Origin of the sequence: Enterococcus sp. DIV0691 (genome assembly GCF_051711145.1) — a bacterium.
Lineage (GTDB): Bacteria > Bacillota > Bacilli > Lactobacillales > Enterococcaceae > Enterococcus_B > Enterococcus_B hirae.
This window is the reverse complement of the sequence record NZ_JBIOLY010000001.1, coordinates 2,487,482-2,507,500: the sequence shown is the minus strand read 5'-3', so window position 1 is coordinate 2,507,500 and position 20,019 is coordinate 2,487,482. Positions and strand designations below refer to the sequence as shown.

The window sequence follows — 20,019 nt, the reverse complement described above, 5'->3', positions numbered from 1 at the left end:
GAAGTTAAGCTTCTTAGCGCCGATTGTAGTGAGGGGTTGCCCCTTGTGAGAGTAGGACGTCGCCACGCAAATGATGAAAAGCAGATGAATTTAGTTCATCTGCTTTTTTGTTTGCATAAATTAAGAGAAAATAAAAAGTTAGGAATAATCGTATTTGGGATTGTTCCTAGCTTTTTTACAAACAAAGGTATATTAAAACAATGAAGATGGACAAGCGAGGCATTCCTCCTATTTAGCTGGTTTTTAGTAAAAGATAAAAGGTGACAAAATTAAATATAGTTAACAGGTTGTTTGACGAAGTGAGGCTGCCAAGTAAAAAAATTGCACTGAAATTTGCAAACAGATTAAAGATAGACAGCTGGAAATACAAGTTACGCTACATATCAAAAGACAGTGTGTTAATTCCCCATTTTCTTTTTCTATCCTTTTAGAGAAAAAGGAGTAAATAATCCTCATGCTTCTACTTTTACCATAAAATACAAAAAAGTTAGGCATAAAGCAAGGGGAGAATTGGTCGGAGTAATCTATTCGAGTGAATGCGAACAAATTTTCGGTTTTTGATGAAAAAAAGCAATGAAAATGGTATGATAAAAGGGCATATAATTTTATAAAGCAGTACCTATTTTATAAAAATTATTCAAATAAAGCCGGATAAGGCATAAATTCATCTTGAGTAAAAAGGAGGACACTCGATGGTTAAATTCATCCATGCAGCTGATTTACATATCGATCGCTCTTTTGAAGGACTAGTAAATTTAGATAAATCGGTACAGGAAAAATTATTAGAGGTTAATTTAAAAGTTTTAGCAAATATTGTAGACAAGGCTATAATAAATGAAGTTGATTTTGTTTTACTTGCGGGAGACACCTTCCATCAAAATCGTCCTTCATTAAAAATCCAAAAACATTTTTTTGATCAAATCGAACGATTGAATGAAAAAGAGATTGCTGTCTATTTGACATTTGGAAATCATGATTATTATCAATCAGAGCGCTACTGGTTTACTTTTCCCGAAAATGTCCATTTATTTACTTCGGAAGAGGTAGAAACAAAGACATTTTTATCTAAAAAAGGGGAAAAGGTCGCCATCAGCGGGTTTAGTTATTTACACCAATGGATACAGGGAGATAAAGTTGCTGAATTTCCTTTACGACACTCAGTGGATTATCATATCGGTCTGTATCATGGCGAAATAGGTAGCAATCAGAGGGGAAACTATGCACCTTTTCAGCCGTCTAAAATGCAGGAAAAAGGCTATGATTATTGGGCATTAGGACATATCCATGTGCCAATGTCTTTAAACGAAAAAGAAACAATGAATTATCCAGGGGCACCTCAAGGCCATACCCAAAAAGAGCAGACAGCTAGAAATGTTTTATTGGTTGAATTGACCTCCAGTGAATGCCAGACGATTCCGCTAGAGGTCGCAGAAGTATACTGGGAGAGTAAGACCGTGTCTTTAAAAACTGCTCGGACTACGCAAGACGTGTTACAAGTGATCCAAGAGCAGTTAACTATGGGAAATCCAAAACTGACGTTGTTAGATTTAAAGGTAACAGAGTATCATCACTTGAACCAAGAAGTGATTGATCGAATCTATTCTGGCGAATTACTTGAGTATTTAATGGAAAAAATAGCCAACCTGTCTACAAATTTACTTATTTGGCGTATATCTATTAAGGAAGATGAAAGAATGAATCGAGTATCGTTGAAGGTCTCACAGACATTAGTTGACCAACTCTTTGAAACTTATCGGGTAAGTGAAGATTTCCATCAGATTTTAGGTGAGATGTACAGTCATCCTGATGCGGTTCGCTTGATGAATGATTTACCTGAATATCAGGAAGGTACCTTGACTAAAGCCAAGGCAATACTGGAGCAAGATTTTGTGTTTGAGGAGGAAAGTATATGAGAATCCTTCGAATCGAAATAGCTGCATTTGGTAAGTGGAGACAAAAAACATTTGATTTTATTTCTGGAAATCAATTGATCTACGGTGAAAATGAAGCAGGCAAGTCAACGATTTACCAATTTATTCAGGCTGTATTATTTGGCTTCCCTTCAAAAGGAAAGAAGAAAAAAGACTATACGCCGAAAGATGGGGCTGCCTATGGTGGGAAAATTTGGTTAGAACATCCAGTTCATGGAGAAATACTAGTTGAACGTTACAAACAGCAAAATCGTGGGAAATCCAAAGTCCTTTTTAATGAGCAACAGGGAAGTGATGAATTATTAGAGAAATTACTTTCTCCACTAACAAAGGATTTATTTCAGCAGGTTTTTACTTTTCAACAAGAACAGTTAACTGAACTAGATCATCTACGAGAAAAAGAATTACATGATGCACTGATCTCATTAGGGATTACGGGTAGTTCGTATGTTTTTCAAAAAAGACAAGAATATTATCAGCAAGCCCAACAGCTTTTTAAGAAAAAAGGGCAGAAACTGCTTATCAATCAGAAATTGAATGAGTGGAAGAACCTTCAAGAAAGAGTCCATCAAAAACAAGAGCAGGAATCTTTTTTCGGTGAACTCGTTCGACAAGAACAAGCCTACAGTCAAGATCAAAGAGAGCTACAAAAAAAACTCCAAGAGATAAACGAAAAAATTTCTCAGATCAAGCAGCAAGAGCTGAATTATTCTTTATACGAAGAGTGGCAAACACTTAAAGCCAATACCTTACCACAAGTTCCTGAAGAACAGTTGCTTTTAGACTTAGAGGAATTCACTAAACGCTATCAGCAGATGACGGAACGCCTAGATGAGCTCGAAGCTACTTTAGAAAAACATAGCGGAATGGATCAACAGTCGGCACGATATTATTTCTATTTGGAACAAGAGCAAGTACTAAAAGAATTGCAACAACAGCAAACACAAATCGAACATTGGCTGAATGAATGGCAAAGACTCCAAGTGGAAGAACGAGAAATTGATTCAGAATTAAAAATTTTAGAACAAAGCTGGCAATGGCAACGGACACAAGAGCCACAAGAATTTTTGCATACTGAAGAGTGGCAACAACTATTTTCTGAAAATCGTTTGTTGAAAGAACAAGTCAATCAATTATCAATCAGATCAGAAATCGTCTTAGAGCAGCAGCGGACGATTGAAGCGGAGATCAACCAATTAGAAGCCACACATCCAGAATTATTACAGTCGGCACCTTCAGAAGTTCGTTCAAAGAACAAAACACCGTTTGCTATTATCGGCGGATTCTTTTTTGTGGTGGGGATCTTCCTACCAATGCCTTGGAAACTAGGAGTCTTTTTATTAGCCTTAGGTACATTGGGGTATTCATTTTATGAGAAGAAATCACTGAATGGTCAGAAAAGTGATTTATCAGAAATCAAAGGTAAGTGGCAAGAAAAACTGGGACAATTAGACAATACGTTAGCCCAAATCGAAGAGATTAATCAAAGTAAAAACAAGCTAGTGATTGAACAACAAAAAATCCAACAAAAAGCTTTCGATTTTACAAAGGTCCATCACTTAGGAACGATGAATACCTTAGAAGCGATGAAGGAATATGGGCATGAAGTATCCGATTATCAAGACTTGTATAGCCGCTTGATCAAGAAACAAGAACGAGCAAATGAGATTCAACAAAAGTTGGTACAGCTTGATCGTCAGTTTGAATTGATTAAGGAATGGTTACCGTTACAAGATAAAGGAATCGCTGAAAAAATGGTGCTTTTAACGAACTTCATCCAAGAAATGGAACAATTGAAATTCGCTAGAAGTTATCAACAAAATACACTATTGAAACAAGAAATCAACCAATTGAAAAAGAAACAAAAAAGTTTGATCGAACACTATAGCGGACAGATGGAACAGGTCGGACTTGCTTATCCATCCGAAGTAGCTGCTTATTTGCAAAAAGCGCAACAAACAAAAACACAACTTCAACGACTAAAAGAGTTGGATGAGATTCTCGCGCCACTTTTTCCAAAAAAACGGACACGGGAGCAATTAAGTACTGAACTGTATCATAATCAAGAGAAACAACGGCAGTATCAGTTTGAAGAAAAACAATTGATCGAACAACGTCAGCGGTTAAAGATCCAAATCGAGGAATTACAAAAAGATGGTACGTTGGATGAGATGTACCAAGAAGAAAGTTTATTGAGAGCACAACTGCAACAACTGATGGAACATTGGGGCGGTCTAATGGTCGCTGGGACTTTTTTAGGGGATCTGTCTACAGAAATGAGTGAACGTCAATTACCACAATTGTTAAAAGCTGCTGGTCACTATTTAGGAGTCTTAACACAAAATCATTACCAAGAGATATTATTGAGAAATGATACTTTGACGCTAACAGACGGTGTAACTGATTTTCCCATTTATGAATTATCTACAGGAACGAAAGATCAACTGATTATGGCCATGCGCTTTGCCTATCTATCGTTAGAATCAAAACGTTCGATTTGTCCAATTATCATTGATGACGGTTGGTTGCATTATGACCATCAAAGAAAATATCAATTAGCCAAATTGTTAGCTGATTTCGGTCAAAATTATCAAGTTATTTGTTTTTCTTCTGACCAAGAAATGGTAAGCTATTATCAGGAGCTTCAACAATCTGTGAATATATTAAAGGATGTATAAAGAATGAAAAAAATTCGTGAATTAGTTGTCGATGAACAATTTGAATTGTTTGTTTTAATTAAAAATGCTGATGTCAGAGTTGCGAAAAACGGAAAAAAATTTATTGCATTTACTTTTCAAGATACGTCTGGAACGATTGATGGCAAATATTGGGATGCTACTGAAGAAGAAATCAACAAGTTTACTGCTGGGACAGTTGTTTTCTTAAATGGGAAGCGGGAAATCTATCAAGGAAACCCACAAGTAAAGATTTTGCATATGAGATTGACTAAACTTGAAGAGCCAAGTGATCCTAGTTTTTATATGGAAAGGGCTCCTTTGAAAAAAGAAGAAATGGAAGAAGAAATCAATCAATTATTATTTGATATAACAAATGCTCATTGGAATCGGATTGTCCGTCATTTACTAAATAAATATCAAAAGCAATTTTTTGAATTTCCCGCAGCAAAACGGAATCATCATGCTTTTGCGAGTGGATTAGCTTACCACACATTGACTATGTTGCATTTAGGTAAAACGATTGCTGATGAATATCCAGAATTGAATCGATCGTTGTTATACGCAGGAATCATTTTACACGATCTCGGAAAAGTGATTGAATTATCTGGACCGATGAGTACGGAATATACTTTAGCGGGTAATCTAGTGGGGCATTTGGTACTAGTAGATGAAGAAATCACGAGAGCATGTATCGCATTGAAAATAAATGAAGCAGATGAAGATGTTTTGGTATTAAGACATATGGTCTTAGCACATCACGGCTTATTAGAATACGGATCGCCGGTTCGACCACGGATCATGGAAGCAGAAATCTTGCATCAGATCGATAATCTCGATGCTTCAATGCAAATGATGTTGACGTCGATTCGTCAAACAGAACCTGGAAAATACACTGAACGGATTTTTGGAATGGAAAATCGTAGTTTCTATGTTCCCAAAGAACTATAGATAACTAAAGGCACGTAGCCTAACACGAACTACTTGTGAGCCTACGTGTCTTTATTATTGGAAAATTTATTTTGTTATTGATAAAAATCTACAATAGTGTAAGATTGTAGTCAGATGAGAAACCGTTTTACTAATAGGGGGAAAATAGTTAATGAATCATTATATCCAATCTCTTGGCGTTCAAAGAGATCCGCTATTTTTCTGGGTATTGGGAATTTTCTTCTCAGTATGTTTGTTGTATATGGCTTATAAATTGAGAAACAAATCCAAGATTGCTTTGATTACTTTAACGACTACGGGCGTCTTTATTTGTATTTTTGCTATGTTTGCAACGATCGTTACACTGATGACCAGAATCAGTTACTAAAAAACAGCTCTTTGTCAAAGTGAATAGGTAGCGAAAAAACATCAAAATCAATCATTTACTTTGGTGTTTTAATCTATGCTTATCTTTTATAAAAATAAGGTGGAAATTACGATCCTTCTTAGAAATTATAGCGTCAAAAAAAAACAGACCAGGATAGGTCTGTTTTTTTCATCTTATTTGCTTGATGATTCAGTTGTTGATGATTCAGAAGTTTTTGTTGATTCAGTTGTTTTAGATTCAGAAGATTTTGTTGATTTTGTTTTAGACTCAGATGTATTGGTATTAGCTGTTTCCATAGTAAATGGCGTTAATACATTTTTAAAGGCATCATCTGTGACTTTTACATTTTCTTCTTTTAATACTTTAGCGATAATTTCTTTTTGTAGGTCTTGATCACTTTCTTTTGTATCTCGGGCGATTGATTCTAATTGTTTCTTGTATTTATTCATGTCATCGCCTTTATTTTGGTTTTTGACCATTTTTACAACATAATAATCTGTTGAGTATGAAGTTGTATTTGTCGCTGAGATAACGTCAGATACTTGACCGTCTTTTAATTTGAAGGCTGCTTCTTTCACTTCAGTTGGAACATCTGTCGTTTGAGAGTCAAATTTGATTTTTCCGCCATCTTTTTTAGTTGCTTCATCGGTTGATTTTTCTTTTGCCAGTTTCGCAAAATCAGTTCCATCATCTGCTGATTTTTTCACTTCTTTTGCTTCATCTTCACTGCTTACTTTAATGATTTGTGCTTCAACTTCTGGATGGAAAGTTTTCCAAGCTTCTTTTAAATCTTTTTCTGTCACTTTGACGTTAGCACTTATACCAGCTTTTAATACTAAACTGCTTCTAAGTGCTTGTTTATATGAGTCTTCTGTATAACCAGCTGCTTCTAATTGTGATTTAAAGGTGTCACCGTAAGTTTCTTCATTCTTTTTGTATTCAGCATTGACATCTTTATCCGTTACTTTATCGCCATATTTATTTTCAAAGGCTTTGTAAATAATCATATTTTGAACTAATTGTTGGTTGTTTTGCGTATGTTTTGCTTCATTATAAAAATCTTCAACCGTGATAGTTCCGCCTTTCATTGTGGCGATGTCTTTATTTGTACTACCTGAACAAGCAGCTAATGCTAATACAGCTAGCGCACTAGTTGCAGCTAAAATTATTTTTTTCTTTTTCATTAAAATTGCTCTCCTGTGATTTATTATTATTCTTACAATAATAACTATACCATATCTATTTATTAATAAAAACGTTCTCGTGATAGTTTCAAATAAAATTCAAATTTTGATCACATTCCTAACTAAAAATTAAAAAAACAATAAAATTAAAATCAAAAGTGTTATAAAATTCCGCATTATTGCATGTCTTGTGGCAAATCATTTGTTAATTTTTCAACTTGTTCTTGGATTTGTGCAATTCTTGGTTCTGCTTGAAATTTAAAATTTTCAATATCTTTTTTCATTGATTCTTGAAAAGCGGGGATCAAAGTATTAGCTGTTTCTTTTGTGTCAACTAATGCTTGTTTGAAATTATTAAGACTGTTATTTAAATCATTTGTTAATTCCGTTGCTTCGTCTAGTTCAGCGATCAATTTTTTTCTGGTTTCGTTCCCGCTTCTAGGAGCAAATAACAATCCAGATATAGCTCCAACGGTCGTTCCGAAAACGATTCCTTTTAAAAAGTTTTTAATCAATGTTCTTCACCTGCTTTACAATGGTATGTTGAATTTGTTGCAATTCTTCCGCACTATATTCTGACTGATGGTTACCAAAGTGGATCGAAAAATCATCTTCTTTACTATAGCGAGGGACCAAATGGACATGTGAATGAAATACAGATTGATAAGCCAATTCACGGTTATTATTCAAGATATTCAGTCCTTGCATCTCAGGAAAAGCTTCTTCAATTGAACGAGCGATTTTAGGGATACGTGAAAAGACATCAGCTGCTAGTACTTCGTCATATTCAAAAATATCAGAAACGTGTTGTTTTGGAATAACTAGTGTGTGTCCTTTTGTAGCTTGGGATATATCTAAAAATGCATAGACTTTTTCGTCTTCGTAGATTTTATAACTAGGGATTTCTTGCTTAATAATTTTACAAAAGATACAGTTTTCCATAGGAAACATCCTTTCCATCAAAAATATTATTTATGTTAACTTTACCATATGTTCAAAGATTTGTATGAAAAAAAATAAATTGACTTTGTTTTCTTCATGGTATAATAAAAACAATCGAACGACGGAGGAAAAATTATGAGTCTAATTGTGGAACATGTAACAGGTGGCTATGGACATCTACCTGTTTTAAAAGATATTAGTTTTAGTGTACAGCCTGGCGAAATGGTAGGATTGATCGGTTTAAATGGCGCTGGAAAAAGTACAACGATCAAACATATCATTGGCCTCTTAGAACAAAAAAAAGGATCTATCACGATTAATGATCTGAGTTTGAAAAAAAATACTGAAGAATACCGAAAACAAATCGGTTTTATACCTGAAACGCCTTCTTTATATGAAGAACTAACTTTAAGAGAACATATCGAAGTGACTGCGATGGCCTATGATATTCCAATCGATATAGCGATGCAACGAGCTGAGAAATTGTTACATACGTTTCGTTTAGAGAATCGTTTGGAATGGTTGCCAGCCAATTTTTCAAAAGGGATGAAACAAAAGGTGATGATCTTGTGTGCTTTCTTGATCGAGCCTTCTTTGTACATTATTGATGAGCCTTTTTTAGGATTAGATCCATTAGCAATCAATGCTCTTTTAGAACTAATGGTAGAAATGAAAAATGAAGGTTCAGGGATCTTGATGTCTACGCATATTTTAGCTACGGCAGAAAAATATTGTGATCGTTTTGTAGTTCTGCACAATGGAGAAATACATGCAGATGGAACCTTAAAAGACTTACAGGAGGAATTCCGACTACCTGATTCTTCACTGGATGAAATTTATATCTCCTTGACAAAGGAGCAGGATCATGAATAATTTCTTTCAATTGCGATTAGCAAAACACCAGAAAAAAATGATGAAGTATTTGCGTTATGTACTAAATGATCATTTTGTATTGGTTTGCTTATTTCTATTTGGCGGAGTCGGCTTTTACTATTCAAACTGGTTAAAAACGTTAACGACTCCTTTTCAAATGGGTGGGATTATCCTTACGATCTTTTGGTTTATTTGTTTGTTTTTTGGTAAATTTGCCACTTTCACGCAAGCGGCCGATCTGGTTTTTCTACTACCGAAAGAAAAGGAGATGCATCAGTATCTCCAACGAGCTTTTCTTTATTCCAGTCTATTTCCTTTTCTGTTCTTAGGACTAGCTTGTGGCTTTTCAATGCCCCTCGTGGTTGTGACAACCGGGCAGCCTTTTTCTTTTTATTTCGTTTATTTACTGATTCTCTGGGGATTGAAGAGTAGTCAACTACAAATCAAACGAGTGGAGCTTTTCCGAATTGAAGAGAAAAAATTGATGGTATGGAAAGCTTCTTGGTATCTTTCGACATTGCTGATCTTGTTGCTTACGGTCTATGGATGGCTCTGGCTTGGATTGTTAGCTATGTTGATTCAATTAAATATTTACTTTTGGTTTTTATGGAAAAATATGACGTATCGGTTGGATTGGGAAAAAATGATACAAAAAGAAGAGCAACGTTTACATCAAATCTATCAATTCATCAATCTTTTTACTGACGTGCCGGAAATCACTTCTAAAGTCAAAAGAAGAAGGTATTTAGACCCGTTGCTTCAACATACGAAGAAAACGAAAGATAATACTTATTATTATCTTTATGTCAGAAGATTTATTAGAGGTTCTGATTTCAGTGGTCTTTTCTTACGCTTAGTGTTGATTGGAAGTATCTTGATTGCAGGTATTGAAGATGTTTATTTTATAACTGCTATTGGTGCGCTTTTTATCTATTTGATCGGATTCCAAGTGATTCCTTTATACAATCAATTTCGTTACATGACACTTGTCCAACTTTATCCAATCACGGAAAAGCAAAAAGAAGTTGCGCTGCAAAAGTTATTGTTAAATCTTTTGCTGATTGCCGCTAGTCTTTTTGGATTGATTGGTGCGATCGTATTAAATGGTCTAGACAAACTCATACCGATTATCAGTTATTTGATCGTCATCGGCTTGTTTATTAAAATCTATACACCGACTCGGATCAAGAAAATGAACGAATAAAAGAGGTGAAAAAACGAGAGAATAAGGCAGATTTGCTTTTTCTCTCGTTTTTTTGATAAAAGATGGTTTTTTAGAGAGGAATACAGGAAAAAAGAACGTATATGTGCTTGACGTTCGGGGCTTAGGCGACTAGAATAATAAGTACTGCAAATCATAGAGTTTAGAGGACGGGAGAATGCATGATGGAGTTTCAGTTAGACCAAGAATGGCGTTTACGCCCAATCAAAGGTGATACGGGAAAAACATACATAGGCATGCGCGATGAAGATAAGGTCTTTATTAAACGCAATACGACTCCAATGCTTGCTGCACTATCCCGAGAAGGAATTACACCAAAACTGGTATGGACGAAACGGACAGGAAATGGCGATACCTTAACAGCACAGGAATGGCTAGAAGGACGTTTATTAACTCCGACCGAGATCGGCCAGCGAAATGATGTTATTGATGTCTTGTATCATTTGCATCATTCTGCTTCACTTAAAACGATGTTGACTCGGATCGGTGGTAGAGTGATGACACCAGAAAAAATGTTGCAACAATATGAACTGGAGTTACCTGAGACACTCAGAAAGAATCGATTTTTACAAATCGTTCACCAGTTTTTGCGTCAACAAATTCCACAGATGGATAAAGAGAACTTTGCAGTTGTACACGGAGATGTCAATCATCGGAACTGGTTAGTGTGCAAAAATTATTTGTATCTAGTTGATTGGGATTCAATTATGTTTGCTGATCCAGCGGTGGATATTGCCACGATTTTAGGGAATTATGTTCCATTATCTAATTGGAATCAATGGCTCGTTACTTATGGGATTCGCCCAACGGATGAGATATTAGAAAAATTACATTGGTATGCTGCGATGAATCTTTTACAAGAGATTACCCGATATTGTCAGCGTGAAGATCATCGACGAATGAATGAAGAGATCTTACAGTTGAAGAGAATTTTTAGTGGTTGAGCAAAGAGTCAAAAAGAATGAGTACGGTGTACGAATAAAGCATTTATTGTCGATTATTTATTCAGAGTTAAGATCAGAAGAGTAGAACATCACTTGTCTGATCTTTATTTTTTTAGGAAAGAAAGGAATGGAGTTTTCATGCGTGTACGTAATCGCCCAGGTGCTGCTGAAATGCTAGCAGCGCATCCAGATCTAGTAATAAGTGAACCAACCAAGTGGAGAGGTAAGTGGAACGAACTATTTGGCAATGAGCAGCCGATCCATATTGAAATTGGTATGGGAAAAGGTCAGTTTATCACAGGAATGGCTAAGGCTCATCCTGAAATCAATTATATCGGGGTAGAAATGCAAGTCAGCGTTGTATCAATTGCTTTAGATAAATTAATTGAACAACCATTACCAAATTTAAAACTATTGCATGTTGATGGTTCAGCGTTGACGGAATATTTTGCAGATAGTGAGATTGATCAAATCTATTTGAACTTTTCTGATCCGTGGCCTAAAAAAAGACATGAAAAACGCCGGTTAACGTATCATACATTTTTAGCGGTGGATGAACAAATTCTACGCCCTAAAGGAGAAATCCATTTTAAAACAGATAACCAAGGACTATTTGAATATTCATTAGCTAGTTTTTCTCAATACGGCATGATCATCAAACAAGTATGGTTAGATTTACATCAAAGTAAATATGAAGGAAATATCATGACTGAATACGAAGAAAAATTTTCTTCAAGAGGTCAAAGAATCTATCGTGTTGAAGCTCAATTTCCAGATAAAACGAAGAAATAATGACTTCATTTAATCAAAAGCAACCGAAACATTTTTGTTTCGGTTGCTTTTTTGGTTGTAGATGCAGCTGTTCGAGCAAGGAAAAATTGTAGAACAAAATATTTTCGTATTTATTTTATATAGAAGGTTCAATCAAGTTAAATTTAGAAAATGAAAATAAGCCTTTATCTGTGATCTTTAATTCGGGGATGACAGATAATGTTAAAAATGAAAGTGTTAAAAATGGATCGAATGATTGACTGGCACCTAACGCATGTGCTTCTTTAGTTAAGGAAACTAACTGCTCATTCACAGCTAAAAAAGGTTCTTGAGACATTAAGCCACCGATTGGTAAGGGTAAACAAGCCAACTCTTGACCATCTGCAACAGCGATCATTCCGCCACCTTTTTTGATTAATTGGTTTGCTGCTATTAACATATCTTCGTCATTCGTTCCCACCACGACGATGTTATGGGAATCATGCGCAACAGTTGTTGCAAGGGCTCCTTTCTTTAGTTGAAATCCCTTAACGATCCCAACACCAACATTTCCTGTTCGATGGTGACGTTCGATCACAGCAATTTTTAGTTGGTCGTTGGTAATTGAAGGAACAAAGACACCATTTTTTGTGTCTACTTCTACGAGACAATCATTGGTCAATAAACTGTTGGGGATGACTTCGATCATGTGGGCTTTTTCAGTACAAAGTGGTAAAGCAAAAGAATCGACCGTTAATGGTTTCACATCCATTTTTGGTAATTTTTGAGCATAAGTATTTTTTTGTCTCGGAAATTGTTCCAGATTCAATTGTGCATTCTCTACCACGATTTTTCCATTAGAAAAGACAGTATTGATTGGAAGAGTCGATAAATCATTGGTTAAAAAGAAATCAGCTTGATAGCCAGGTGCGATGGCGCCTAGCTGACTTAAGCCAAAACATTCGGCAGCGTTTAGTGTGGCCATTTGAATAGCTTGTAATGGTTCCATTCCTAAATGGATTGCTTGGCGTATGATGTGATCGATAGAGCCTTCTGCAACCAGATCATCGATCAGTTTATCATCCGTGACAAATAAACAACGTCGTGAATTTTCTGGTGTTACAACGGGAAGGAGTGCTTCGAGGTCTTTTGCAACTGTCCCTTCTCGAATCATTAAATACATCCCTAAAGCTAGACGTTCTTTTGCTTCTTGTGCGTTAGTCGCTTCATGGTCGGTTTTTATACCAGCCGTCAAATAGACGTTTAGCTCATCTCCTTGAATACCAGCTGCATGACCATCGATTTTCATATTTTTCTCATGCATCAATTGTAATTTATCAATGATGGTTTTTTCGTTATTTGCAACAGCTTGGTAGTTCATCACTTCAGCAAGTCCCAACACTTCAGGACGATCAAGAAAAGGAATGAATGATTGGGCGTCTAGCACTGCGCCGCTTGTTTCAAAAGGTGTTACAGGAACGCAGGATGGCAGCATGATAAAAATATTCATTGGTACGGATTGGGCATCTTCAATCATAAAATCAAGCCCAATACTCCCTGCTACGTTTCCTATTTCATGAGGATCAGTAATTACCGAGGTGACGCCATGTAATAAAGAAATTTTTGCAAACTCGCTTGGAGATAAAAGTGAACTTTCGATATGCACATGCCCATCAATAAGTCCTGGTACGAGGTATTGATTTTTTGCATCATAGATTTCTTTGCCTTCGTATTGACCGATCCCCACGATTTTACCGTCACAAATCGCAACATCACCGGTTAGGATTTCTTTTGTAAAAACGTTGACGATTTGTGCATGTTTGATTACCAGATCAGCTGGTTCTTTTTTCCCAGCGACTAAAATATGCTTTGTTCGTAATGATTCCACCATGTTCCCTCCAAAATAAATTTTTAATAGTATAACATAAATTCGGATTTTGCCCATCTTTTAGCATTTAATGATACAAAAATAAAATAGTATTAGAAAAAAGACGTATGTTTTTTATGGAGGGGATAAGATGGATATAAAGAAGATATCAGATGATCTCATTAATGAAAGTTATAAAAAACGTGTTCAAGATATCTATATAATGCCTAATCAAACTGATTTCAATATTTATTACCGCTATAGTAAAAAACGAACATTCCAAAAAAGTATTGCATCAGATATTGGACAACAATTAATCTCACGCTTTAAATATTTAGGAGAGATGGATATCGGTGAGAGAAGAAAAGCGCAATTAGGTGCAATGACTTACGTCTTAAAAGAAAAAGAGGTCAGACTGAGACTGTCTTCTGTAGGTGATTACTTACAAAGAGAAAGTTTGGTGATTCGATTACTTTATGATTTGTCTGAAAAACAGTTCCGCTGTTTTTGTCCTGAGGATTTAAAGGTGATCAATGAGCGGAGTAAAAAGCGTGGGCTCTATTTGTTCAGCGGACCAGTTGGATCAGGAAAAACTTCTTTGATGTACTATTTGGCACAAGACAAAGAGGTACAAGTAATTACAATAGAGGACCCAGTAGAAATTGAAGAAACAGCCTTTTTACAATTACAAGTAAACGATAAAATCGAACAAACGTATGAGGAATTGCTGAAGCTTGCATTACGTCATCGTCCAGATTTATTGATCATTGGAGAAATCAGAGATAGCAAGACAGCGAATGTAGCAATTCGAGCAGCGTTGACAGGTCACCGTGTATTTGCGACGGTTCATGCCCGCCATTTAGATGGAACCGAAGCGAGAATTCTTGAATTAGTTGGCAGAAGCGATGAGTTTTTTGAATGTTTATCTGGCGTAATCTACCAAGAAATCCTTTTAGACCAAACACAAGCAGCAGCGGCTTTATGGGGATACAACTTTACCTACAATGATTTTGAGAGGAAAGGGTGGGACCAAAGCTATGAAGAAGCAAAAAATAGTCGCTGGCGATCGTTTGCCTTCTAAGAAAATGTCACTGAACCATCAAGCAAAGTATATTCGACTGATGGGGGAGTTACTTGACCATGGATTTAGTATTCAAGAAGCAACGGAAATATTGTTGAAGATCGCACCTGTCCCCCATATTTATTTACAGCAAGGACACCGTTTATTGCAAGAAGGACATTCTTTTTATGAGGTTCTACAAGCATTGGGTTTTACTCAAGACAAGCTTGTGCAAATCGAGTTAGCCAGTGCGCATGGGAACTTGATCCAAACATTGAATGGGATGGCAGAACAATTTCGTCTCGTAGCAGAATTTCGAAAAGAATTAAAAAAGATGATCAGTTACCCGTGTTTACTGTGTTTGTTTTTATTAGGGATCTTAGTTGCATTACGCCAATTTATTTTGCCACAGTTATTAACTTCGGAAATGGTCATGGATACGCATTGGGGAATCCGATTTTTGCAGTCCTTTCATTGGTATGTTCTTCTTGTTTTACTGTCTGTTGGTTTATTATGTCTGTTTATCAAGATCAGGCTCTTAAAAATGGATATGATTCAACGAGGGGAATGGTTCAGCAACAAACCATTGATTGGTTCGCTTTTTTCCCTCTACCAGTCTTCTTATATCGCTTTAGAATTTGGAAAATTATTCTACGAGGGATTAGAATTGCGCCAAATTATTTTTTGTTTGAAAGAAACAAAACAAGGGAGTTTGATCCAACTATTAGCATTTCGTCTGACAAAAGGGTTAGAATCAGGAATTTCTTTAGCACAGCAGTTTGAGACTTATTCATTTTTAACGGCTGAATTTAGTCAAATCGTTTTACAAGGGGAAGCAAAAGGAAACTTAGGTAAAGAACTTTTGTTTTACAGTAAATTAGCAAGACAGCATTTTTTCCAAAAGGTGAACCGTGGACTTTCATGGATACAGCCAGTCCTTTTTCTAGGAATTGCAAGCTTGATTCTATTGATTTATGCAGCAATTTTACTGCCGGTTTATGGTAACATTGAGGAGGTTTTATTATGAAATATCTAGTCAATTTCAGACGAAAACAATTAAGGAATGTTGAAAGTTTTACGTTGATCGAAATGCTGATCGTCTTATTAGTGATCAGTGCATTAGTTCTCTTGTTCATCCCTAATATTTCCCGCTATCGAGATCATGTCAATCGAGAAGGCAAACAAGCAGTGATGCAATTGGTCGATGCTCAAAAAGAATTGTACTCTTTGCAAAATAATGGGAAAGTCCCAACGATCGCAGAACTCTTAAAGGAGGGATATATAAAGCAAGAACATGCAGATGCCTATAACCAAAAATAAACCAATCTGCCTTACTGGTTATACTTTGATTGAAACCTTATTTGTTTTGACGATCACTTTAGGATTATTTCTATTCCCTTCACTTTCAGTCTCAGCTTGGCAAAAGCAGATGACAATAGAGCAATTTTTTGCACAATTTGAAAGTAGGATATATGCCACGCAGAAAATAGCCATTGTCAGCCAACAAGCTACAAGAATCTTTTACGATCAATCAAAGAATCAAATTATTTTTGACGTACCTAATCCAAATCTCGGTTGGTCAACTTTAGAGGTGCCAGATGAAATTACTGTCCAACAGATGGAAAAGCTCATATTCGCTTCGGGAACCGGCAATGAAAGTTCATTGCAAGCCTATCGGTTCTATTGGACAAATAAAAGACAAACAATCGTTTATCAATTTCAGCTAGGGAGTGGCCGATATATTAAAAAAATCGAATAGACATGCTTTTGTTCTATTAGAAACAGTAATGGCTTTATCCATTACCTTATCGTGTATCTTTCTTGTCAGCCATGGGAATTTGTATTTATTAACTGCAGAAAAGCAAAATAATCAGGAAATCTTATTACTTCGCAGGCTATATGAAGATGTAAAAACCTACCGAATGTATGAACAAATACCGAATCGAACGTTAAATGGACCACATAGTCAGACAACCATAACCGCTAAAAAGAAAAAGATCGAAAAAGTGAAGCTCACACAAGGAGACAAAGTGATTGAGATTACCAAAATACCAGAATAAAGCTGCCTTTACACTGATTGAATGTTTGATTTCGCTTGCCATTTTAAGTGCTGTTTTACTTTCAATCAGTCTTTTAATCAGGCAAACAACGAAAGTGGAACAATATTTACAACGAAAGGATCAAAAAGAGTGGCTGATTTTTTTAGCTCAGTTTGAAGAAGAAATAAAAAAAGGAAAAAATGTCGTCATTAAAGATAACCGTATTTATTATGAGATGGAAAAGAAAACCTATTTATTTGAGCAATATCATGCGTTGATACGTAAACGAGAAGTATCAGGGGGACACCAACCTGTGTTAACACAAGTCAAGCATTGGGAAGTGAGAGATTCTACTGCAGCTATCACATTTTTAATCGAATTTATAAACGGAGAGAAGTATGAGGGGATTTGGACCAAGCCACTATCATAAAAAGCATAACAAGGGGTTCAGTAGTAATATCTTATTCTCAACCTTACTATTGTTTCTAGTTTGTAGTTCCTTATTGTCGATCATTGTACAAACTTATCGCTCGACAGTAGATTTGAATCAACGCACCAAAAATTATTATGTAGCAAAAATAATCAAACAAATGGTTTTATCTGAAAGTAACGAGTTGAAAGAACAGGGAATGTATCAATATAATTTAGGAAAGGCTCATTACAAAAGAAAAGCGAATCAGCTAACGATCGAAATTCAGATCGAATCTCAGCATTTTCAGTTCATGGAAATGCTTAACAGTGATACAGAAAGTAACACAGAAAGTGAGTGAATCCATGAAAACGCACTCTTTTCTGTGTTACCGCTGTTTACATAACATTTATGTTTTTTATTTCACAAACAAAAAAGTGTGAAAACGATTGAAATTTTGCTCATAGTTCGTTAAAATTAAACAGGTAAAATAATTGTTATAATATATCTAGAAATGAGGTGCACCATGTTACCAGAAAAAATGGAACAGGGGTTTGAACAAAACCTAAAAGCGATTCAGCTTTTACAAAATGCATTGGGAACTTCCTTTTTAGAAGCCTATGTCGAAAATGCTGAAAACTTAATCGACAACTATCAAGTACGAGTGGTAGATGGAGTACCGTCTGAAGAAATCAAGCAACAGATTTCTGCTTTGTATAAAGAACTCAGTCAACTTTCCTTTGAACCAGAAGAGTGGCGCCGTCTGTCACAACTACTGTTACTAAAGGGGAGTCAGACAGAACATCTTCAAGCGAACCATCAACTTACTCCAGATAGTATTGGTTTTTTATTTGTCTTTTTAATTGAACAGCTATTCACAAATAAAGAAGAGCCAATCAAGATTTTGGACATTGCAGCAGGAATGGGCAACTTGTTATTAACAGTTCTTTTAAACCTATCAAGTGCGGGATACCAAGCGGAAGGGATGGGTGTAGATATTGACGATACGTTATTAGCGGTTGCTGCTTCAACAAGTGATCTGACTCAGGCGAATGTTCAATATTTTCACCAAGATGGCTTACAAGAATTACTGATTGATCCAGTGGATGTAGCTATCAGCGATTTACCGATTGGTTATTATCCGAATGATCAAAAAGCAAAAGAGTTTTTAACAAGCACCACACAAGGGCATAGTTATGCCCATCATCTGCTATTAGAACAGGCAATGAAGTATGTCAAACCAGATGGATTCGGTCTGTTTTTGATGCCAAGTAACTTCTTAGAAACAGAACAAAGTGAAGAAGTCAAAAGATGGTTTAAAGAAGAAGGATATCTTCAAGGAATGATCCAATTACCAGATGAATTATTCCGTAACAAGCAATCACAAAAAAGTATTTTGATCTTGCAGAAAAAAGGAACAAAGGCAAAACAAGCACAAGAAGTATTACTTGTAAAACTTGATTCACTAAAGAAACCAGAGAAGGTGACTGAATTTTTTAAAGAATTTGAAACATGGAAATCGTCTTCTCTTTAATCACGCACTAAGAAGGAGAATTATATGTCTAAAACAATTGCTATCAACGCTGGAAGTTCAAGTTTAAAATGGCAGCTATATCAAATGCCAGAAGAAACCGTAATTGCTAAAGGAATTGTCGAAAGAATCGGTTTAGAAGATTCAATTTTTACGATCAAATATGGTGAAGATCAAAAATTTGAGAAAATCATGGACATCGATGATCATGAAGTAGCAGTAAAAATGTTGTTAGATCAACTGATTGCATTACAAATCTTAAGCTCTTACGATGAAATCACTGGTGTAGGACATCGTGTGGTTCATGGTGGAGAAACTTATGCTGATTCTGTAATCGTGGATGAAGCTGTGATGGATCGCATTGAAGAATTGGCAGAGTTTGCACCATTGCATAACCCTGCTAACTTAATGGGTATCAAAGCATTTAAAAAAATCTTACCTGATATCCAAAGTGTGGCTGTGTTTGACACGTCATTCCACGCAACAATGCCAAAAAGCAGTTATTTGTATAGCTTACCTGTTTCTTACTATGAAGATTTCAAAGTAAGAAAATATGGCTTCCATGGTACAAGTCATCGCTATGTAGCAGAACGTGCGGCTAAGATGTTAGAGAAACCAATCGAAGAGTTGAAATTGATCACTTGTCACTTAGGGAATGGTGTTTCAATTACGGCAGTAGATGGTGGAAAATCAGTTGATACTTCGATGGGATTCACACCACTGGCAGGTGTAACAATGGGAACACGCTCAGGGGACATCGATCCAGCTGTTTTACCTTATCTAATGGAAAAATTAGAGATTGATATTGATGAAATGGTCAACATTTTAAACAAAAAATCAGGTTTGTTAGGTCTAACAGGTTTATCAAGTGACATGCGTGACCTTGAGAAAAACTATGAACAAGAGCATATCCATTTGGCATATGACATCTTTGTAGACCGTATCCGTAAATATATTGGTGGATATGTGACAACGATGAACGGCGTTGACGCAATTGTTTTCACTGCTGGAATTGGCGAAAATGATGGGCACGTCCGTAGTGAAATCATTAAAGGGATGACATGGTTTGGTTGTGAAATTGATCCTGAAATGAATAAAAAACGTGGGGAAGAATTAGATATCTCCACAAAAGATTCAAAAGTCAAAGTACTTGTCATTCCAACTGATGAAGAATTGATGATCGCTCGTGACGTGGAACGTTTACGTAAATAAATATTCTAATGAAATAGTTGTTAGCCTTTTTTAGGTATGAAATAGTGTAACGAACGTATCAT

The 20,019-nt window shown here is 35.9% G+C and carries 20 protein-coding genes, 1 rRNA gene and 1 pseudogene (1 of these 22 running past the window's edge); 18 read left to right on the top strand and 4 right to left on the bottom strand.

Translation table 11 applies throughout. From position 1 onward, the window contains the following. From rrf to IGJ11_RS11495, 5 genes and pseudogenes are all read left to right on the top strand, one after another. Positions 1-68, top strand: a 5S ribosomal RNA gene (gene rrf, locus IGJ11_RS11515); it begins 48 nt to the left of the window's first position. 624 nt (positions 69-692) lie between these two features. Beyond that, entirely contained in the window at positions 693-1,913 is a 1,221-nt protein-coding gene (locus tag IGJ11_RS11510) for a metallophosphoesterase family protein (RefSeq protein WP_088745263.1), read from the top strand. Then, a pseudogene (locus tag IGJ11_RS11505) lies at positions 1,910-4,629 on the top strand (AAA family ATPase). The gene IGJ11_RS11510 and the pseudogene IGJ11_RS11505 overlap by 4 nt, the downstream one beginning before the upstream one ends. Beyond that, complete coding sequence (locus IGJ11_RS11500) at positions 4,613-5,557, top strand: 3'-5' exoribonuclease YhaM family protein (RefSeq protein ID WP_207431554.1); 945 nt, start codon at positions 4,613-4,615, stop codon at positions 5,555-5,557. Before IGJ11_RS11505 ends, IGJ11_RS11500 begins: the two are co-directional and overlap by 17 nt. Before the next feature lie 151 nt (positions 5,558-5,708). After that, positions 5,709-5,924, top strand: coding sequence for a hypothetical protein (locus IGJ11_RS11495; RefSeq protein ID WP_010720908.1), 216 nt, complete (start codon positions 5,709-5,711; stop codon positions 5,922-5,924). A 173-nt stretch (positions 5,925-6,097) separates the two neighbouring features. Here IGJ11_RS11495 and IGJ11_RS11490 read toward each other — a convergent pair whose 3' ends face one another. The 3 genes from IGJ11_RS11490 to IGJ11_RS11480 form a co-directional block, all read right to left on the bottom strand. Then, positions 6,098-7,108, bottom strand: a complete 1,011-nt coding sequence (locus IGJ11_RS11490; RefSeq protein WP_010737066.1) for a peptidylprolyl isomerase — start codon at positions 7,106-7,108, stop codon at positions 6,098-6,100. Positions 7,109-7,284: 176 nt separating this feature from the next. Further along, positions 7,285-7,623 carry a YtxH domain-containing protein gene (locus tag IGJ11_RS11485; RefSeq protein ID WP_010720906.1) on the bottom strand — a complete coding sequence of 113 codons (339 nt, stop codon included), beginning with the start codon at positions 7,621-7,623 and terminating at the stop codon, positions 7,285-7,287. Further along, entirely contained in the window at positions 7,616-8,050 is a 435-nt protein-coding gene (locus tag IGJ11_RS11480; RefSeq protein WP_010720905.1) for an HIT family protein, read from the bottom strand. The genes IGJ11_RS11485 and IGJ11_RS11480 overlap by 8 nt, the downstream gene beginning before the upstream one ends. A gap of 135 nt (positions 8,051-8,185) precedes the next feature. Here IGJ11_RS11480 and IGJ11_RS11475 point away from each other — a divergent pair, with 135 nt between their 5' ends. From IGJ11_RS11475 to trmB, 4 genes are all read left to right on the top strand, one after another. Further along, on the top strand, positions 8,186-8,923 hold the full coding sequence (locus IGJ11_RS11475) for an ABC transporter ATP-binding protein (RefSeq protein ID WP_207431555.1): 738 nt from the start codon (positions 8,186-8,188) through the stop codon (positions 8,921-8,923). Next, complete coding sequence (locus tag IGJ11_RS11470) at positions 8,916-10,127, top strand: ABC transporter permease (protein ID WP_010720903.1); 1,212 nt, start codon at positions 8,916-8,918, stop codon at positions 10,125-10,127. The genes IGJ11_RS11475 and IGJ11_RS11470 overlap by 8 nt, the downstream gene beginning before the upstream one ends. Positions 10,128-10,306: 179 nt before the next feature. Continuing rightward, a complete protein-coding gene (locus IGJ11_RS11465) occupies positions 10,307-11,089 on the top strand; it encodes a phosphotransferase family protein (RefSeq protein ID WP_010720902.1) in 783 nt (260 codons plus the stop codon). Positions 11,090-11,227: 138 nt separating this feature from the next. Then, positions 11,228-11,881 (top strand): tRNA (guanosine(46)-N7)-methyltransferase TrmB, encoded by a 654-nt coding sequence (gene trmB, locus IGJ11_RS11460; protein WP_010720901.1) that lies wholly within the window; start codon positions 11,228-11,230, stop codon positions 11,879-11,881. A 115-nt stretch (positions 11,882-11,996) separates the two neighbouring features. Here trmB and ade read toward each other — a convergent pair whose 3' ends face one another. Further along, entirely contained in the window at positions 11,997-13,727 is a 1,731-nt protein-coding gene (ade, locus tag IGJ11_RS11455; protein ID WP_063627728.1) for an adenine deaminase, read from the bottom strand. A 130-nt stretch (positions 13,728-13,857) separates the two neighbouring features. On the opposite strand from ade, the gene comGA reads away from it, so the two are divergent. From comGA to IGJ11_RS11410, 9 genes are all read left to right on the top strand, one after another. After that, positions 13,858-14,787, top strand: a complete 930-nt coding sequence (gene comGA / locus IGJ11_RS11450) for a competence type IV pilus ATPase ComGA (RefSeq protein WP_178287179.1) — start codon at positions 13,858-13,860, stop codon at positions 14,785-14,787. After that, positions 14,744-15,793: a competence type IV pilus assembly protein ComGB gene (gene comGB, locus IGJ11_RS11445; RefSeq protein WP_178287181.1), complete on the top strand. Its 1,050-nt coding sequence runs from the start codon at positions 14,744-14,746 to the stop codon at positions 15,791-15,793. The genes comGA and comGB overlap by 44 nt, the downstream gene beginning before the upstream one ends. Continuing rightward, entirely contained in the window at positions 15,790-16,086 is a 297-nt protein-coding gene (gene comGC / locus IGJ11_RS11440) for a competence type IV pilus major pilin ComGC (RefSeq protein ID WP_063627553.1), read from the top strand. Before comGB ends, comGC begins: the two co-directional genes overlap by 4 nt. Then, positions 16,061-16,525, top strand: coding sequence for a competence type IV pilus minor pilin ComGD (gene comGD, locus IGJ11_RS11435; RefSeq protein WP_207431556.1), 465 nt, complete (start codon positions 16,061-16,063; stop codon positions 16,523-16,525). Before comGC ends, comGD begins: the two co-directional genes overlap by 26 nt. A 28-nt stretch (positions 16,526-16,553) precedes the next feature. After that, a complete protein-coding gene (locus tag IGJ11_RS11430; protein ID WP_088745260.1) occupies positions 16,554-16,826 on the top strand; it encodes a hypothetical protein in 273 nt (90 codons plus the stop codon). Beyond that, positions 16,801-17,235, top strand: coding sequence for a competence type IV pilus minor pilin ComGF (gene comGF, locus IGJ11_RS11425; protein WP_207431558.1), 435 nt, complete (start codon positions 16,801-16,803; stop codon positions 17,233-17,235). The genes IGJ11_RS11430 and comGF overlap by 26 nt, the downstream gene beginning before the upstream one ends. Continuing rightward, positions 17,204-17,575 (top strand): competence type IV pilus minor pilin ComGG, encoded by a 372-nt coding sequence (gene comGG, locus IGJ11_RS11420; protein ID WP_063627550.1) that lies wholly within the window; start codon positions 17,204-17,206, stop codon positions 17,573-17,575. Before comGF ends, comGG begins: the two co-directional genes overlap by 32 nt. A 165-nt stretch (positions 17,576-17,740) precedes the next feature. Then, the gene (locus tag IGJ11_RS11415; protein ID WP_010720892.1) at positions 17,741-18,748 is read left to right on the top strand and encodes a class I SAM-dependent methyltransferase; all 1,008 of its coding nucleotides are present in this window, start codon (positions 17,741-17,743) and stop codon (positions 18,746-18,748) included. Positions 18,749-18,772: 24 nt separating this feature from the next. After that, the gene (locus tag IGJ11_RS11410) at positions 18,773-19,957 is read left to right on the top strand and encodes an acetate/propionate family kinase (protein ID WP_010737077.1); all 1,185 of its coding nucleotides are present in this window, start codon (positions 18,773-18,775) and stop codon (positions 19,955-19,957) included. Positions 19,958-20,019: the final 62 nt, after the last annotated feature.

Excerpts from the sequence above, each read along its gene's own strand:
- IGJ11_RS11490 (WP_010737066.1), bottom strand. The coding sequence starts at position 7,108 with ATGAAAAAGAAAAAAATAATTTTAGCTGCAACTAGTGCGCTAGCTGTA.
- IGJ11_RS11500 (WP_207431554.1), top strand. The coding sequence starts at position 4,613 with ATGAAAAAAATTCGTGAATTAGTTGTCGATGAACAATTTGAATTGTTT.
- IGJ11_RS11410 (WP_010737077.1), top strand. The coding sequence starts at position 18,773 with ATGTCTAAAACAATTGCTATCAACGCTGGAAGTTCAAGTTTAAAATGG.
- comGG (WP_063627550.1), top strand. The coding sequence starts at position 17,204 with ATGAGGGGATTTGGACCAAGCCACTATCATAAAAAGCATAACAAGGGG.
- comGB (WP_178287181.1), top strand. The coding sequence starts at position 14,744 with ATGAAGAAGCAAAAAATAGTCGCTGGCGATCGTTTGCCTTCTAAGAAA.
- IGJ11_RS11510 (WP_088745263.1), top strand. The coding sequence starts at position 693 with ATGGTTAAATTCATCCATGCAGCTGATTTACATATCGATCGCTCTTTT.
- IGJ11_RS11480 (WP_010720905.1), bottom strand. The coding sequence starts at position 8,050 with ATGGAAAACTGTATCTTTTGTAAAATTATTAAGCAAGAAATCCCTAGT.
- IGJ11_RS11470 (WP_010720903.1), top strand. The coding sequence starts at position 8,916 with ATGAATAATTTCTTTCAATTGCGATTAGCAAAACACCAGAAAAAAATG.
- IGJ11_RS11465 (WP_010720902.1), top strand. The coding sequence starts at position 10,307 with ATGATGGAGTTTCAGTTAGACCAAGAATGGCGTTTACGCCCAATCAAA.
- comGD (WP_207431556.1), top strand. The coding sequence starts at position 16,061 with ATGCAGATGCCTATAACCAAAAATAAACCAATCTGCCTTACTGGTTAT.
- IGJ11_RS11430 (WP_088745260.1), top strand. The coding sequence starts at position 16,554 with ATGGCTTTATCCATTACCTTATCGTGTATCTTTCTTGTCAGCCATGGG.
- comGC (WP_063627553.1), top strand. The coding sequence starts at position 15,790 with ATGAAATATCTAGTCAATTTCAGACGAAAACAATTAAGGAATGTTGAA.
- IGJ11_RS11495 (WP_010720908.1), top strand. The coding sequence starts at position 5,709 with ATGAATCATTATATCCAATCTCTTGGCGTTCAAAGAGATCCGCTATTT.
- IGJ11_RS11475 (WP_207431555.1), top strand. The coding sequence starts at position 8,186 with ATGAGTCTAATTGTGGAACATGTAACAGGTGGCTATGGACATCTACCT.
- comGA (WP_178287179.1), top strand. The coding sequence starts at position 13,858 with ATGGATATAAAGAAGATATCAGATGATCTCATTAATGAAAGTTATAAA.
- trmB (WP_010720901.1), top strand. The coding sequence starts at position 11,228 with ATGCGTGTACGTAATCGCCCAGGTGCTGCTGAAATGCTAGCAGCGCAT.
- IGJ11_RS11415 (WP_010720892.1), top strand. The coding sequence starts at position 17,741 with ATGTTACCAGAAAAAATGGAACAGGGGTTTGAACAAAACCTAAAAGCG.